14 protein-coding genes are annotated in these 15,170 nt (G+C 73.8%); 10 read left to right on the top strand and 4 right to left on the bottom strand.

The features are described from left to right. The first annotated feature begins 402 nt into the window (after positions 1-402). The 5 genes from hutU (at position 403) to ACFZAU_RS21675 (ending at position 6,120) form a co-directional block, all read left to right on the top strand. Positions 403-2,097, top strand: coding sequence for a urocanate hydratase (gene hutU / locus ACFZAU_RS21695; RefSeq protein WP_500553559.1), 1,695 nt, complete (start codon positions 403-405; stop codon positions 2,095-2,097). Further along, entirely contained in the window at positions 2,094-3,302 is a 1,209-nt protein-coding gene (locus ACFZAU_RS21690; RefSeq protein ID WP_500553558.1) for an allantoate amidohydrolase, read from the top strand. The genes hutU and ACFZAU_RS21690 overlap by 4 nt, the downstream gene beginning before the upstream one ends. Beyond that, positions 3,299-4,657: a formimidoylglutamate deiminase gene (locus ACFZAU_RS21685; protein WP_500553670.1), complete on the top strand. Its 1,359-nt coding sequence runs from the start codon at positions 3,299-3,301 to the stop codon at positions 4,655-4,657. Before ACFZAU_RS21690 ends, ACFZAU_RS21685 begins: the two co-directional genes overlap by 4 nt. Next, positions 4,654-5,826, top strand: coding sequence for an imidazolonepropionase (hutI, locus tag ACFZAU_RS21680; RefSeq protein ID WP_500553557.1), 1,173 nt, complete (start codon positions 4,654-4,656; stop codon positions 5,824-5,826). The genes ACFZAU_RS21685 and hutI overlap by 4 nt, the downstream gene beginning before the upstream one ends. Positions 5,827-5,892: 66 nt before the next feature. Continuing rightward, the gene (locus ACFZAU_RS21675; protein ID WP_500553556.1) at positions 5,893-6,120 is read left to right on the top strand and encodes a hypothetical protein; all 228 of its coding nucleotides are present in this window, start codon (positions 5,893-5,895) and stop codon (positions 6,118-6,120) included. Between the two features lie 61 nt (positions 6,121-6,181). Here the strand turns inward: ACFZAU_RS21675 and ACFZAU_RS21670 are convergent, their stop codons facing one another. Next, complete coding sequence (locus ACFZAU_RS21670; protein ID WP_500553555.1) at positions 6,182-7,066, bottom strand: RNA polymerase sigma factor SigF; 885 nt, start codon at positions 7,064-7,066, stop codon at positions 6,182-6,184. 195 nt (positions 7,067-7,261) lie between these two features. On the opposite strand from ACFZAU_RS21670, the gene ACFZAU_RS21665 reads away from it, so the two are divergent. From ACFZAU_RS21665 to ACFZAU_RS21645, 5 genes are all read left to right on the top strand, one after another. Next, the gene (locus ACFZAU_RS21665; protein WP_500461988.1) at positions 7,262-7,630 is read left to right on the top strand and encodes an STAS domain-containing protein; all 369 of its coding nucleotides are present in this window, start codon (positions 7,262-7,264) and stop codon (positions 7,628-7,630) included. Between the two features lie 141 nt (positions 7,631-7,771). Further along, positions 7,772-8,272: an ATP-binding protein gene (locus ACFZAU_RS21660; protein ID WP_500553554.1), complete on the top strand. Its 501-nt coding sequence runs from the start codon at positions 7,772-7,774 to the stop codon at positions 8,270-8,272. Between the two features lie 91 nt (positions 8,273-8,363). Then, on the top strand, positions 8,364-9,086 hold the full coding sequence (locus tag ACFZAU_RS21655; RefSeq protein WP_500553553.1) for an LPXTG cell wall anchor domain-containing protein: 723 nt from the start codon (positions 8,364-8,366) through the stop codon (positions 9,084-9,086). Positions 9,087-9,685: 599 nt separating this feature from the next. After that, positions 9,686-9,940, top strand: a complete 255-nt coding sequence (locus ACFZAU_RS21650; RefSeq protein WP_500553552.1) for a hypothetical protein — start codon at positions 9,686-9,688, stop codon at positions 9,938-9,940. Positions 9,941-9,945: 5 nt separating this feature from the next. Beyond that, on the top strand, positions 9,946-12,231 hold the full coding sequence (locus tag ACFZAU_RS21645; protein ID WP_500553551.1) for a hypothetical protein: 2,286 nt from the start codon (positions 9,946-9,948) through the stop codon (positions 12,229-12,231). Between the two features lie 44 nt (positions 12,232-12,275). Here the strand turns inward: ACFZAU_RS21645 and ACFZAU_RS21640 are convergent, their stop codons facing one another. The 3 genes from ACFZAU_RS21640 to ACFZAU_RS21630 are packed head-to-tail and all read right to left on the bottom strand — an operon-like array spanning position 12,276 to position 15,139. Beyond that, positions 12,276-13,460 (bottom strand): dipeptidase, encoded by a 1,185-nt coding sequence (locus ACFZAU_RS21640; RefSeq protein ID WP_500553550.1) that lies wholly within the window; start codon positions 13,458-13,460, stop codon positions 12,276-12,278. Positions 13,461-13,463: 3 nt separating this feature from the next. Continuing rightward, a complete protein-coding gene (gene purE / locus ACFZAU_RS21635) occupies positions 13,464-13,967 on the bottom strand; it encodes a 5-(carboxyamino)imidazole ribonucleotide mutase (protein ID WP_500553669.1) in 504 nt (167 codons plus the stop codon). A gap of 32 nt (positions 13,968-13,999) precedes the next feature. Further along, positions 14,000-15,139: a 5-(carboxyamino)imidazole ribonucleotide synthase gene (locus tag ACFZAU_RS21630; RefSeq protein WP_500553549.1), complete on the bottom strand. Its 1,140-nt coding sequence runs from the start codon at positions 15,137-15,139 to the stop codon at positions 14,000-14,002. Between the last annotated feature and the right edge of the window lie 31 nt (positions 15,140-15,170).

Raw genomic sequence — 15,170 nt, 5'->3', positions numbered from 1 at the left:
AGTCGTGCGGGGCGTCCCTTGCGGGCGCCGGATCCGTCCAGGTCGGTCCTGTACCGGCCTGCGCGTGCCGCGGGTGCCGGAGGCCGCCCGCGGGGTGGCCGGCCGGCCCGGCCCGGGTCCCGGCCGGCCCGAACGCCGTTCAGGGCCTTGCCTGCGGCCGTGCGGCCTCGCGCTGCTAGCCCCGGTGGCGGCAGGGGCCGTGCCGGACGCCGCCCGTGCGTCCCGTGGCCGCCGGGCGCCGTCGTGCGGGGCCGGCGGGTACGAGCGGGCCGGGAAGGGGGAGGTGTCCAGCGGCACATCGGGGCGGCGGTGGTGGCGGGGAGGTACGACGGCCCGGTTGACTAGTGCTATTCAGCAGACCAGGATGTGAATGACTCAATCCAGTCACGAGGAGGCAGGGGCATGACCGGAACCGGTGCCGGACCGAGGACCGTACGCGCACCGCGCGGCAGCGCGCTCACCGCCCAGGGATGGCAGCAGGAAGCCGCGCTGCGGATGCTGCAGAACAACCTCGACCCCGAGGTCGCCGAGCACCCCGAGAAGCTCGTCGTCTACGGCGGCACCGGCAAGGCCGCCCGTGACTGGCGGTCGTTCGACGCGATGGTGCGCACCCTCCAGGGCCTCAAGCAGGACGAGACGATGCTCGTCCAGTCCGGCCGCCCGGTCGGCGTGATGCAGACCCACGAGTGGGCGCCGCGCGTGCTCATCGCCAACTCCAACCTCGTCGGCGACTGGGCCACCTGGGAGGAGTTCCGCCGCCTGGAGGCGCTGGGCCTGACCATGTACGGCCAGATGACGGCCGGTTCGTGGATCTACATCGGCACCCAGGGCATCCTCCAGGGCACCTACGAGACCTTCGCCGCCGTCGCCGAGAAGAAGTTCGGCGGCAGCCTGGCCGGCACCATCACCCTCACCGCCGGTCTCGGCGGCATGGGCGGCGCCCAGCCGCTCGCCGTCACCATGAACGGCGGCGTCGCGATCTGCATCGACGTCGACCCGCGCGCCATCGAGCGCCGCATCGAGCACCGCTACCTGGACGTGCGGGCCGACTCCCTGGAGCACGCCCTCGCCCTGGCCACCGAGGCCCGCGACCAGCGCAAGCCGCTCAGCATCGGCGTGCTGGGCAACGCCGCCGAACTGGTGCCGCAGCTGCTGGCGATGGACGCGCCCATCGACATCGTCACCGACCAGACCTCCGCGCACGACCCGCTGGCGTACCTGCCGATCGGCGTCGACTTCGCGGACATGACCTCCTACGCGGCCGAGAAGCCCGCCGAGTTCACCCAGCGGGCGCGCGAGGCGATGGCCAAGCACGTCGAGGCCATGGTCGGCTTCATGGACGCCGGCGCCGAGGTCTTCGACTACGGCAACTCCATCCGCGGCGAGGCCCAGCTCGCCGGTTACGAGCGCGCGTTCGCCTTCCCCGGCTTCGTCCCGGCCTACATCCGCCCGCTGTTCTGCGAGGGCAAGGGCCCCTTCCGCTGGGCGGCGCTGTCCGGCGACCCGGCGGACATCGCCAAGACCGACAAGGCGATCCTGGAGCTCTTCCCGGAGAACGAGTCGCTGGCCCGCTGGATCAAGATGGCCGGCGAGCGCGTCCACTTCCAGGGCCTGCCCGCCCGCATCTGCTGGCTCGGCTACGGCGAGCGCGACAAGGCCGGTGAGCGCTTCAACGAGATGGTCGCCGACGGCACCCTCGCCGCGCCGGTCGTCATCGGCCGCGACCACCTCGACGCGGGCTCGGTGGCCTCCCCGTACCGCGAGACCGAGGCCATGCTCGACGGTTCCGACGCCATCGCCGACTGGCCGCTGCTCAACGCCATGGTCAACGTCGCCTCCGGCGCCTCCTGGGTCTCCATCCACCACGGCGGCGGCGTCGGCATCGGCCGCTCGATCCACGCCGGCCAGGTCACCGTCGCCGACGGCACCAAGCTGGCGGGCGAGAAGATCCGCCGCGTGCTCACCAACGACCCCGGCATGGGCGTCATCCGGCACGTCGACGCCGGGTACGAGCGCGCCGAGGAGGTCGCCGCCGAGCGCGGCGTGCGCGTGCCCATGCGCGAGGGCGGCGAGGGCGCGGAAGGCGGGGAGGCGTGACCTCCTCGTTCCACGAGATGTGGACGGAGTTGCGGCCGATCGGCCGCGACTCCGGCTCCGGCGGCTACCGCCGCTACGCCTGGACCGGCGCGGACACCGACTGCCGCGCCTGGTTCCGGGCGCAGGCCGAGAGCCGGGGCCTGGCATACGAGCTGGACCGCAACGGCAACCAGTGGGCCTGGCTGGGCGACCCCGCCGCGGGGGACGCCGTCGTCACCGGTTCGCACCTGGACTCGGTGCCGGACGGCGGCGCCTTCGACGGGCCGCTGGGCGTCGTGTCGTCCTTCGCGGCGCTGGACGAGCTGCGCGCCCGTGGCGCCGCTCCCGCAAGGCCCCTGGCGGTCGTCAACTTCGGCGACGAGGAGGGCGCCCGCTTCGGACTGGCCTGCGTCGGCTCCCGGCTGACCGCCGGACAGCTCACCCCCGACAGGGCCCACACCCTGCGCGACGGCGACGGCGTCACCCTCGCCCAGGCCATGGAACGCGCCGGCCACGACCCCGAGGCGATCGGCCCGGACCCCGAACGCCTCGCCCGCATCGGCGCGTTCGTCGAGCTCCACGTCGAGCAGGGCCGCTTCCTCGCCGACACCCCGCACGCGGTCGGTGTCGCCTCCGCCATCTGGCCGCACGGCCGCTGGCGGTTCGACTTCCACGGCGAGGCCAACCACGCGGGCACCACCCGCCTGGAGGACCGCCGCGACCCGATGCTGACCTACGCCAACACCGTGCTGGCCGCCCGGAAGAAGGCCCGGCTCGCCGGGGCGCTGGCCACCTTCGGCAAGGTCGGCGTCGAGCCCAACGGCGTCAACGCCATCGCCTCCCTCGTACGCGGCTGGCTGGACTCGCGCGCCGCCGACGAGGCCACCCTGGCCGAGGTGGTGGGCGAGATCGAGCGCGCCGCGGTCGAGCGGGGCGCGCGCGACGGCGTCCGGGTGCAGGTCACACGGGAGTCGTTCACCCCGGTCGTGGAGTTCGCGCACGGCCTGCGCGACGAGCTGGTCGAGCTGCTCGGGAACGCCCCCGTGCTGCCGACCGGGGCGGGACACGACGCCGGCATCCTCTCCGAGGCCGTGCCGACCGCCATGCTGTTCGTACGGAACCCCACCGGGGTCTCGCACTCCCCGGCCGAGACGGCCACCGAGGACGACTGCCTGGCCGGGGTGACCGCACTCGCCGACGTACTGGAGGGCCTGGCGTGTCGCTGACGCCGCAGAGCTACTGGGCCGAGTACGCGTGGACGGGCGGCCGCGTCGAACGGGGCGTGGTCCTCGACACCGCCGCCGACGGCCGGATCGCCGCCGTGCGCACCGGGGCCGCCGCGCCGCCCGTCGGGGCGGTGACGCTGCGCGGGCTCACCCTGCCGGGCCTGGCCAACGCCCACAGCCACGCCTTCCACCGGGCGCTGCGCGGCACCGTGCAGCAGGGCAGCGGCACCTTCTGGACCTGGCGCGAGGTCATGTACCGGGTGGCGGCCGCGCTGACCCCGCAGACCTACTTCGACCTCGCCCGCGCCACGTACGCGGAGATGGCGCTGGCCGGCATCACCTGCGTCGGCGAGTTCCACTACGTCCACCACCGGCCCGGCGGCGGCCCCTACGAGGAGCCCAACGCCATGGGCGAGGCGCTGATCGCCGCCGCCGCCGAGGCGGGCATCCGGATCACCCTGCTCGACACCGTCTACCTCTCCTCCGGCTTCGGCGCCGCCCCCGAACCGCACCAGCTGCGCTTCAGCGACGGCGACGCCGAGGCCTGGGCCGAGCGGGCCTCCGCCCTCACCGACCGGCCGCACGCGCGGATCGGTGCGGCCGTCCACTCGGTGCGCGCGGTCCCGGCGGACCAGCTGGCGACCGTCGTGCGCTGGGGCGAGGAGCGCCAGGCGCCGCTGCACGTCCACCTGTCCGAGCAGCCCGCCGAGAACGAGGCCTGCCAGGCGGCGTACGGCGTCACGCCCACCCGGCTGCTCGCCGACCACGGCGTGCTCGGCCCGCGCACCTCGGCCGTGCACGCCACCCACCTCACCGACGAGGACGTCGCGCTGCTCGGCGGCTCCGGCACCACGGTGTGCATGTGCCCCACCACCGAACGGGACCTCGCCGACGGAATCGGCCCGGCCGGCCGGGTGCAGGAGGCGGGCAGCCCGCTCAGCCTCGGCAGCGACAGCCACGCGGTGATCGACCTGTTCGAGGAGGCGCGGGCCATGGAGCTGGACGAGCGGCTGCGCACCCGCACCCGCGGCCACTGGACCGCCGCCCAGCTGCTGCGCGCCGCCACCGCCGACGGCCACGCCTCACTCGGCTGGGACGACGCCGGGCGGCTGGAGGCGGGCGCGCTCGCCGACTTCACCACGATCGCGCTGGACAGCCCGCGCACCGCCGGACCCCCCGCCCGGCTCGGCGCCGAGACCGCCGTCTTCGCGGCCACCGGGGCCGACGTCCGCCACACGGTGGTCGGCGGCCGGCACGTCGTCCGCGACGGCGTGCACCAGCTCGTCCACGACGTCGGGGCCGCACTGACCGCCGCGATCTCCGCCGTCCCCGCCGCCGAAGGAAACCCGTCATGAGCAGCAGCGTCATCACCAACATCGGCAGCCTGGTCACCAACGACCCGGCGCTCGGGGAGGGCCCGCTCGGGCTGCTGGAGGACGCCGCCGTCGTCATCGACGGCGAGCACGTGGCCTGGGTCGGCCCCCGTGCGGCGGCGCCCGCCGCGGACGAGTCGTACGACGCGGCCGGACGGGCGGTCGTCCCCGGCTTCGTCGACTCCCACTCGCACCTGGTCTTCGCCGGGGACCGCACCCAGGAGTTCAACGCCCGCATGTCCGGCCGGGCGTACACGGCGGGCGGCATCCGCACCACCGTCGCCGCCACCCGCGCGGCGAGCGACGAGGAACTGCACGCCAACGTCGCCCGCTACGTTGCCGAGGCCCTGCGCCAGGGCACCACCACCATCGAGACCAAGTCCGGCTACGGCCTCACCCCGCACGACGAGGCCCGCGCCCTGCGCATCGCGGGCGACCACGCCGACGAGGTGACCTTCCTCGGCGCGCACATCGTGGCCCCCGAGTACGCCGACGACCCGGCCGGCTACGTCGACCTGGTGACCGGCCCCATGCTCGACGCCTGCGCCCCGTACGCCCGTTGGGTCGACGTCTTCTGCGAGCGCGGCGCCTTCGACGGCGACCAGGCGCGCGCCGTCCTCACCGCCGGCGCCGCCCGCGGCCTGGTCCCGCGGGTGCACGCCAACCAGCTCGGCCACGGCCCGGGCGTGCAGCTCGCCGTGGAGCTGGACGCGGCCTCCGCCGACCACTGCACCCACCTCACGGACGCCGACGTGGACGCGCTCGCGAACAGCCGCACGGTGGCCACGCTGCTGCCCGGCGCCGAGTTCTCCACCCGCGCCGTCTACCCCGACGCGCGGCGGCTGATCGACGCGGGCGCGACGGTCGCGCTGTCCACGGACTGCAACCCCGGATCCTCCTTCACCAGCTCGATGCCCTTCTGCGTGGCCGTCGCCGTGCGGGACATGGGCATGACCCCCGACGAGGCCGTGCGGGCCGCGACCCTGGGCGGCGCGCAGGCGCTGCGCCGGGACGACGTCGGACGGCTCGCCCCCGGCGCGCGGGCCGACGCGGTCGTGCTGGACGCCCCGTCGCACGTCCACCTCGCCTACCGGCCCGGTGTGCCGCTGGTGTCCGCCGTATGGCGGCGCGGGGTACGCGCATCGCTCTGACCCCCGCCAGGCGCGGGCGGACGCGGCCGCACCGGTGCTGGACGTTCGGGATCGAGACGTCGACGGGTGCTGACCGGGGCCCTGCTGTCCCTGGCGGCCACGGCCCCCTTCGGCACGGCCCCGTGCGTCACGGCGGCACCGGCCTCCGGCGCCGGTGACGGGGCCCGGCCGCTCGGCCGGGTCGTGCCCGCGCCGTCCTCGGTCGCGCCGGGCGGGACGGCGTCCGAGACGATCACCGGCAGCGCCGACATCGAGTACACAGCCTTCCCCCGCCTGCCCGTCCTGAGCACGTGAAGGGCCCGGTGAGAGAACTCTCACCGGGCCCGTCGCGCCGTTTCCGGGGGAGGGAGGCGGGTCACTCCTCCACGAGCAGGCCCCGCCGCAGACGCGCGAGGGTGCGGCTGAGCAGCCGCGACACGTGCATCTGGGAGATGCCCAGCTCGGTGCCGATCTCGGACTGCGTCATGTTGCCCACGAAGCGCAACGAGAGGATCTGCCGGTCGCGCGCCGAGAGCTCGGCGATCAGCGGCTTGAGGGACTCCACGTACTCGATCCCCTCCAGACCGTGGTCCTCGTACCCGATGCGGTCGGCGAGCGCGCCCTCGGAGTCGTCCTCCTCGGGCTGGGCGTCCAGCGAGCTCGCGGTGTAGGCGTTGCTCGCGCTCATGCCCTCGACGACCTCGGCCTCGCTGATCTGCAGCCGGTCGGCCAGCTCGCCGACGGTCGGCGCGCGGTCCAGCTGCTGCGCGAGCTCGTCACCCGCCTTGGCCAGGTCCAGCCGCAGCTCCTGCAGCCGCCGCGGGACCCGCACGGACCAGGAGGTGTCGCGGAAGAAGCGCTTGATCTCGCCGATGATGGTCGGCATGGCGAAGGTGGGGAACTCGACCCCGCGGCTCAGCTCGAAGCGGTCGATGGCCTTGATCAGGCCGATCGTGCCCACCTGGATGATGTCCTCGACCGGCTCGCTGCGGGAGCGGAACCGGGAGGCGGCGAACTTCACCAGGGCCAGGTTGAGCTCGACCAGGGTGTTCCGCACGTAGCTGTACTCATGGGTGCCCTCCTCCAGCGTCTCCAGTCGCTGGAAGAGCGTCTTGGACAGGGCCCGCGCGTCCACCGGGCCCACTTCGTCGAAGGGCGGGATCTCCGGGAGGTCCTCCAGGCCCTCCGGTGTTCCGTGTTCCTCGTGGACGCCGGCCTCGGTGGTCGCCGACGCGTCGTGCGCGTCGAGCCGGGATGCCATGCTCTCCTCCCTCGGGTGCGGCGGCAGGGCAAGCGGAGCGTGAAATTCAGCCCACACTCAACGCCTACCCCGTCCGGCGGGGATATTGCAACCCGGCGGACATCGATCTCCGGACCGCCGGAGCGACTACCACCCAGGTCAGGAAGCGCGTAGGGTGCGAGGTGCGGATCTCCGAGTCGTCCGGGAGGAGTGTGCATGGACCGCGAGATGGTCGACACGGCCGGGCGTGACCGGCTGCACGTTTCCGTGCAGCGCTACGGCACGAAGGCGGTCGTGGCGCCGGCGGGTGAGCTCGACCACCACACCGCCGACCTGCTGCGCGAACCGCTCGACACCCTGATCGAGGACGGCTTCGGCACCCTCGTGGTCGACTGCACGCATCTGGAGTTCTGCGACTCCACGGGCCTCAACGTCCTGCTCGGCACCCGGCTGAAGGCCGAGGCGGCGGGCGGTGCGGTCCATCTGGCCGGGATGAAGCCGGCCGTGGCCAAGGTCTTCGCCATCACCGGCGCCGAGGCCGTGTTCACCGTCCACGACACCCTGGACGACGCACTCGAGGAGTGACCCTTCGCGGCGGCCCCCACGGGGGGTGCCGCGGCACGCCCTGTTTCGTCCACGTCCGGAGGTGTTCACGGGAGCGGCCCGGGCAGGAGAGACCTGGGGATCACTTCGGACACTGGCGGACATCGGTGAGTGGAGGCGCTGATGAGCACCACCCGGCCCCCTGCGGCCGACGACCGCGGCCCGGACCCGGGCGGTGCGGCAGAGCCGACGCGCGGTCAGGCCCGACAGGACGGCGAGGCACGTCGGCTGTCGCTCACCGACGTGGCCGGCGTGGTGCCCAGCGCCCGTGACTTCACGCGCCGGGCCCTCCACGACTGGGGCTGGCTGCCGGCCGACACCGCGGACCGCCGTGCGGCCGCCGAGGACGTCCTGCTGGTGGTGTCCGAGCTGGTGACCAACGCCTGCCTGCACGCGGGCGGCCCGGAGGAGCTCCGGCTGTTCCGGCACGCGAAGGCGCTGCGGCTGGAGGTCGCCGACGGCGGCTCCGGCAGCCCCTCTCCGCGCACCCCGCACCGGGCCGGACGGCCCGGCGGGCACGGGATGTTCATAGTGCAGCGGCTCTGCCTGGACTGGGGGGTCGTGCGCCACGCCGACGGCCGGCCGGGCAAGACGGTCTGGGCCGAGGTCGCGGCCCCCGCCTGAGCCGCATCCCTTCCCCTCTTTCCCCCACGGGCGTACGGTCGCGCCATATCTGAGGGATCGTCAGTAACTTCTGGGGGAAGGGAGACATCCGGTGTCGCTCCCCAAGCGCAAAGCGGCGGCGGCCGCGGTGCCGGCCGTCGTCGCCGTCGCGGCGGCGGTCGTCCTCGGCGCCGCCCCGGCCGCGTACGCGAAGGTCGTGGACGTCACGTACGACTGCAAGACCCCGATCGGCGACAAGAGCGCCGTCTCGCCCATCGACATCACCGCCGCCAGGTCGGGGTCCGGCTACCGGATCGTGATGTCCTTCCGCAAGGGCGTGTCCTCCAGCCCCGTCGACCTGGGGAAGGGCGCCATGAACCCGAGCGCCGTCATCACCCTGGGCGGGGCCGACCGCGGGTCGCTCAAGGTCTCGGGCCCGGCGAACGCCGAGATCGTGCCTGCCAACACCCCGATCAAGATCAACGACCTGTCGGGCACCTATGTCCCGCGCGGGAGCGGCAAGGTCACCTTCACCGCGGGGGTGCTCACCATCAAGGCCCTCGGCACGACGACGACCTGCACCCCGGGGAACGCCCCGGGGCCCTCGCTGACCCTCGACGTCACGGCGGCGGGCGGCTCCAAGGGCGGCTCCGCGTCCGGCGGTTCGGGGGGTTCGGGCGGTTCGGGCGGGTCCGGGAGTTCCGGCGGCGAGTCCCTGCCGCAGACCGGACCCGAGGACGGCGCGGTCGCCCTCGGCACCCTCGGCGGAACCGTCCTGCTCGTGGGTGCGGCAGGGTTGCTGTGGCTGACCCGCCGTCCGGGGCACCGTATCTGACGATCCGTCAAATTCGGTCAGGCTTTCGCATTGACTTCTCTTGATCGCCGGACGTCAATGTCCGTCGTCGGTACAGAGGGGACTCTGTGCCAGAAAAGTGATCAAGAGGTGCAAAATGATCGCCATTCCTCGAAAAGGCACCTTATGGAGACGGAGGTCTGCCGCCGTCCTCGGGGCGCTCGCCCTCGTGCTGGGCGGCGGGACCCTCCTTTCGGGGCCCGTCGCCGCGGCGACCTCCACCTTCCAGGTGCACTGCGTACCGCCCGGCATCTCCGGCATCCCGCCGTTCGACGGGCCGACCGTCGCCGGCATCTCGGTCAGCGACACGACGCCGCAGGTAGGCGACACGGTCACCGTCACCTACGTGCTGGACGGCCCGATGGCCAACACCAGCTCCTTCAACCTCCCCATCCCCGAGGACCAGATCACCCCGACCGTCAAGGTGAGGCTCGGCGGCGCAGACGCAGGAGCTCACCCTCGTCGGCCCCAAGGAGAACCCGGTCATCCCGGCCGGTGCCCAGTTCCCGGACTTCACCATCACCGGCACCTTCGCGGTCACCGCGCCCGGTCAGATCACCCTGACCCCGGGCGACTACAACGTGCACTCCGACTACGGCATCTCGGCCGACACCCCCTGCACCGCCTGGGCGGCGGTGGGCCTCGCCCTGGCCCTCCTCGGGGGCCTGGTCCTCCTGCTGGTGCGGATCCGCAGGCGGCGCCGGGCGGGGGAGCCGGACCCGGCGGCGCGGCAGCACCCGTATCCGCCCGGCGGCACCGACCTCGCGGCCCGCGCGGGCGGCGGACCCGACGACCCCGGCGCCACGGGCGCGACCGTCGGCGGCAGGACGGCGTGAGGCCCATGCGACGGTCCGCCCACCGCATCCCGGCGGCAGCCCTCTGCCTGCTCGCGCTGCTCCTCGCGAACGCCCCCGTCTCCGCCGCGGCGGCCCCCGGCCCGGCGGTGACCGTCGTCCCCGGGGAGGCCGGCGTCGGCGGCGACATCACCGTACGGGGTACCGGCTGGCGGCCCGGCGCCCTCCTGACGCTGCTGATCTGCGGCCAGAACGCGATCGGCGGCACCAACTCCTGCGCCAACGCGTACGGCCGGGCCGTCACCACCGACGCCCGCGGCGCCTTCCGCCGGGCGATGCCCGTGGCGGAGCCGCCCGAGCCCTGTCCCTGCGTCGTCCACGTCGCCACCGTCACCGGCGCGCACACCGTGGTGGACGCGCCCTTCGTGGTCGCCGGCCACCGCACCGCCCCGCTGCCCGAGCGGACCGGCACGGGCCGGCTCGCCGTGCTCACCGCCCGGCTCGACGGCTCGAGCGGCCTGCTCACCTGGTTCGGCGCGCCGCCCGGCCGGCGCCTGGTGCTCACCGTCGGCAACCTGGGCTCGGGCCCGGTGGAGGACCCCGTCTTCCGGGTCGGCACCTCGCACGGGCTCTTCGGCCCGCAGTGGGAGGAGCGCACCTGGCGCGGCACCGTACGGCCCGGCGCGAAGGCCCGGGTCGAACTGCCCGTGGAGCTGGCGGCCGGCGCCCACGGCGACTACACCGTGACCCTGGAGCACGGGGGAAGGGTCCTGGTCACCGAGGGCTGGGACGTCCCGCGCCCCTGGGGCGTGACCCTCTTCTGGCTCCTGCTCTGCCTCGTCGTGCCCGCCGCGCTCTTCCGGCTCGGCATGGCCGTCGTCGACCGGGTCCGCCCGCGTGCCCCCGGCCCGGCGGGCCCGCCGCCCGGCTACGCACCCGTCCTGCCGTGGTTCACCCACGACCACCAGCCGCAGCACCGCACCGCTGAGGGCATCCCCAGGGCGGACGGCACCGCCCACCGCCACGAAAGGACCCTCGTGACCAACCGACGATCCCGGGCCGCCACCGCCGTCGGCCTCGCCCTGATGCTCAGCGGTGCGGGCGTCCTCGCCGCGGCCCTACCGGCGGCGGCCGCCGAGGTCGCGTACGCCACCGAGTGCACCCCGCCCGCGGCGTCCGGCCTGCCCAAGGTCGACGGCACCACCAACGCCGACGTCACCGCGCCCGCCACCGCCGTGGTGGGCGACGAGGTCGAGGTGGTCTGGAAGTTCACCCAGGCCGCCTCAAAGAACCCGGACCTGATCGACCTCCCCGCGAACAGCGTCAAGCCCTCCGGCGAGGTCACCGTCGCCGGCGCCCAGAACGGCACGCTCGCCGTCGAGGGACCGCGCGAGAACCCGGCGATCCCCAAGAACAGCGAGATGAAGCTCTCCGACATGAAGGGCACGCTCAAGCTCACCGCACCCGGCGACGTGACGCTCACCCCCGGCGGCTACGCGATCAACGCCTTCTCCACGGACACCACCTGCGTGCCCAGCGAGGACGTCCCCGTCGCCGTGACGATCAAGGTGACCGCGGACGGCAGGGGCTCCGGCACCCCGACGACCACCCCCACGACCACCCCGAGCAGCACCCCCACCACGACGCCCACCACGACCCCGACCACCACGCCCAGCGGCACCTCCACCGGCGGAACCTCCCACACCGGCGAGGAGGTCGACGTCTCCTACGCCTGCAAGACCCCGATCGGCGACAGGAGCGCGGTCTCGCCGGTGCGGATCGACGCCGAGGAGAAGGGCGGCGCCTACGACCTGGTCGTCCACTTCGGGAAGTCCGTGATGGACAGCCCGGCCGACATACCCGCCGACTCCGTCAAGCCCTCCATGAAGGTCGTGGTCGGCGGCGCCGACCAGGGCGAGGTCGCCGTCGAGGGCCCCACCAACGAGGACCCCGTCAAGGCCGGCGACCCCATCGAGATCCCCGACCTCACCGGCACCTACACACCCGCCCACGACGGGCGGGCCACCCTCACCCCGGGCGTGCTGACCGTCGAGGCCCTGGGCACCACCACGACCTGCACCCCCACCGAGGACCCCGACGTCTCGCTGACCCTGGACGTCACCGGCCAGGAGGGCGGCATCACCGGCGGCTCCGGCGGGTCGTCCGGCACGTCGGGCACGTCCGGCGGCACGGGCACCACCTCTGGCGGCCTCGCCGCCACCGGTTCGTCCGACCGGGCCGCCCTGCACGCCCTCGCCCTCGTTGCCGGGACGGTGCTCCTCCTCGGCGGTGCGGTCTTCACGTTCACCCCGTGGAGCCGCCTGCGCCGCTGACCCGGCGGCGCGCGTACGCCGGGCCGGGGGCGGTCACCGGACGCTCAGCCGTCCAGGTCCTCGATGGAGGCGGTGGAGGGGCCGCGCTTGCCCGCGAGCCCCGCCGCCACCGACCCGGCGTCGCGCAGCACCCGGACCGCGTTGCGCCACGCGAGCTTGCCGAGGTCGTCCTCGGACCAGCCGCGGCGCAGGAGTTCGGCGAACAGCCGCGGGTAGCCCGAGACGTCGCCCAGCCCCTCGGGGAGGTGGGCGACCCCGTCGTAGTCGCCGCCGAGGCCGAGGTGGTCGACGCCGGCGACCTCGCGCATGTGGTCCAGGTGGTCCGCCACGGTGCCGATGTCCGCGAGCGGCCGGGGGTGCTCGGCCGCGTAGGCCTCTTGGACGGCCAGGGCCTCCGGGGACTGGTCGAGCGGGTGCAGGCCGTGGGCCGCCATGTTCTCGTTCGCGCCGACGATCCACCCGGCGGCGGCCGGCAGGATGAACTGCGGCACGAAGGTGGCCATCGCGACGCCCCCGTTGCGGGGCAGCTGCTCCAGGACGTCGTCCGGGACGTTGCGGACGTGGTCGCAGACGGCGCGCGAGGAGGAGTGCGAGAAGATCACCGGGGCCTCGCTGACGCGCAGTGCCGCCCGCATCGTGCCGGGGGAGACGTGGGAGAGGTCGACCAGCATGCCGAGGCGGTTCATCTCGCGGATGACCTCCTCGCCGAAGGCGGTCAGTCCGCCGTGCCGCGCCTCGTCCGTGGCCGAGTCCGCCCAGTCGATGGTGTCGTTGTGGGTGAGCGTCATGTAGCGCACGCCCAGCGTGTACAGCATCCGCAGCACACCGAGGGAGTTGGCGATGCTGTGGCCGCCCTCGGCGCCCATGAGGGAGGCGATGCGCCCCTCGGCGCGGGCGGCCTCCATGTCGTCCGCCGTCACCGCGAGCCGCAGGGCGTCGGGGTGACGGTCGACCAGGCGCAGCACGCAGTCGATCTGCTCCAGGACGGCGACGACCGCGTCGCCCCCGGCGAGGTCGCTGCGGACGTACACCGACCAGAACTGCGCCCCGACGCCGCCGGCCCGCAGCCGCGGGATGTCGGTGTGCAGGTGGGCGGACTGGTCGCCGGAGATGTCACGCCGGTCGAGGTCGTAGCGGACCTGCTCGCGCAACCGCCACGGGAGGTCGTTGTGGCCGTCCACCACGGGGTGGGCGGTGAGCAGCTCCTGTGCGCGTGCGAGCAGGTCCATGGACTACTTCTTCCCTCCGAAACCGAAACCGGCCGACCCCTCCACCTTGGCACGCAGGCGCTTGCCCTTCTCGGTGGCCTGCTGGTTCAGCTCGTCCTGGAAGTGCCGCATGCGCTCCAGCAGTTCCGTGTCGTGCGCGGCGAGGATGCGCACCGCCAGCAGGCCCGCGTTGCGCGCGCCGGCCACCGAGACGGTGGCGACCGGGACGCCGGCGGGCATCTGCACGATGGAGAGCAGCGAGTCCATGCCGTCCAGGTACTTCAGCGGCACCGGCACCCCGATCACCGGCAGCGGCGTCACCGACGCCAGCATCCCGGGCAGGTGCGCGGCGCCGCCGGCACCCGCGATGACCGCCTTCAGGCCGCGCTCCGCGGCCTGCTCGCCGTACGCGACCATCTCGCGCGGCATGCGGTGCGCGGAGACGACGTCGACCTCGTACGGCACCTCGAACTCGTCCAGCGCCTGGGCTGCGGCCTCCATGACCGGCCAGTCGGAGTCGGAACCCATCACGATGCCGACCAGCGGCCCAGCGGGATTGCTCACTCTTGGATCGTCCCTCGCAGGTAGTCGGCGGCGTGCCGGGCGCGCTCGCGCACCTCGGCCAGGTCGTCGCCGTAGGTGTTGACGTGGCCCACCTTGCGGCCGGGCTTCACGTCCTTGCCGTACATGTGGATCTTCAGCTGCGGGTCCCGCGCCATGCAGTGCAGGTACGCCGCGTACATGTCGGGGTAGTCGCCGCCGAGGACGTTCGCCATCACCGTCCACGGCTGGCGCGGGCGCGGATCGCCCAGCGGCAGGTCCAGGACCGCGCGCAGGTGGTTGGCGAACTGCGAGGTCATGGCGCCGTCCTGGGTCCAGTGGCCGCTGTTGTGCGGGCGCATGGCCAGCTCGTTGACGAGGATCCGGCCGTCGCGGGTCTCGAAGAGCTCCACCGCGAGGTGGCCCACCACGCCCAGCTCCTTGGCGATGGTCAGCGCGAGCCGCTGGGCCTCCGAGGAACGGGCCTCCGGCAGCTCGGGCGCCGGGGCGATGACCGTGTCGCACACGCCGTCGACCTGGATGGACTCCACCACCGGGTAGGCGACCGCCTGGCCGTGCGGGGAGCGCACGACGTTCGCCGCCAGTTCCCGTACGAAGTCGACCTTCTCCTCGGCCAGCACCGGAACGCCCGCCCGGAACGGCTCGGCGGCGCCGGCCTCGTCCCGGACGACCCACACGCCCTTGCCGTCGTAGCCGCCGCGCACCGTCTTGAGCACGACGGGGTACCCCCCGCCCTCCTCGGCGAAGCGCGTCACGTCCGCCGGGTCGGCGACGATGCGGTGCCGCGGGCAGGGCACGCCGATGGAGTCGAGCCGCGCGCGCATCACGCCCTTGTCCTGGGCGTGCACCAGCGCCTCGGGCCCGGGGCGGACGGCGATGCCGTCGGCCTCCAGCGCCCGCAGGTGCTCGGTGGGCACGTGCTCGTGGTCGAAGGTGATCACGTCGCAGCCGGCGGCGAACGCGCGCAACGTGTCGAGGTCGCGGTAGTCGCCCACCACGACCTCACCGGCGACCAGGGCCGCGGAGTCCACGGGCGTGTCGCTGAGGAGCTTGAACCTGATGCCGAGCGGAATGCCCGCCTCGTGGGTCATACGGGCGAGCTGGCCGCCGCCGATCATGCCGACTACGGGGAATGTCACAGTCACCAGGATATCGGGGTACGAATGGCGC

This window comes from Streptomyces sp. NPDC008238 (assembly GCF_042956445.1).
In the GTDB taxonomy this organism is placed as follows: Bacteria; Actinomycetota; Actinomycetes; order Streptomycetales; family Streptomycetaceae; genus Actinacidiphila.
The sequence above is the reverse complement of the archived record's forward strand: the minus strand, read 5'-3'. Positions and strand labels throughout refer to the sequence as shown.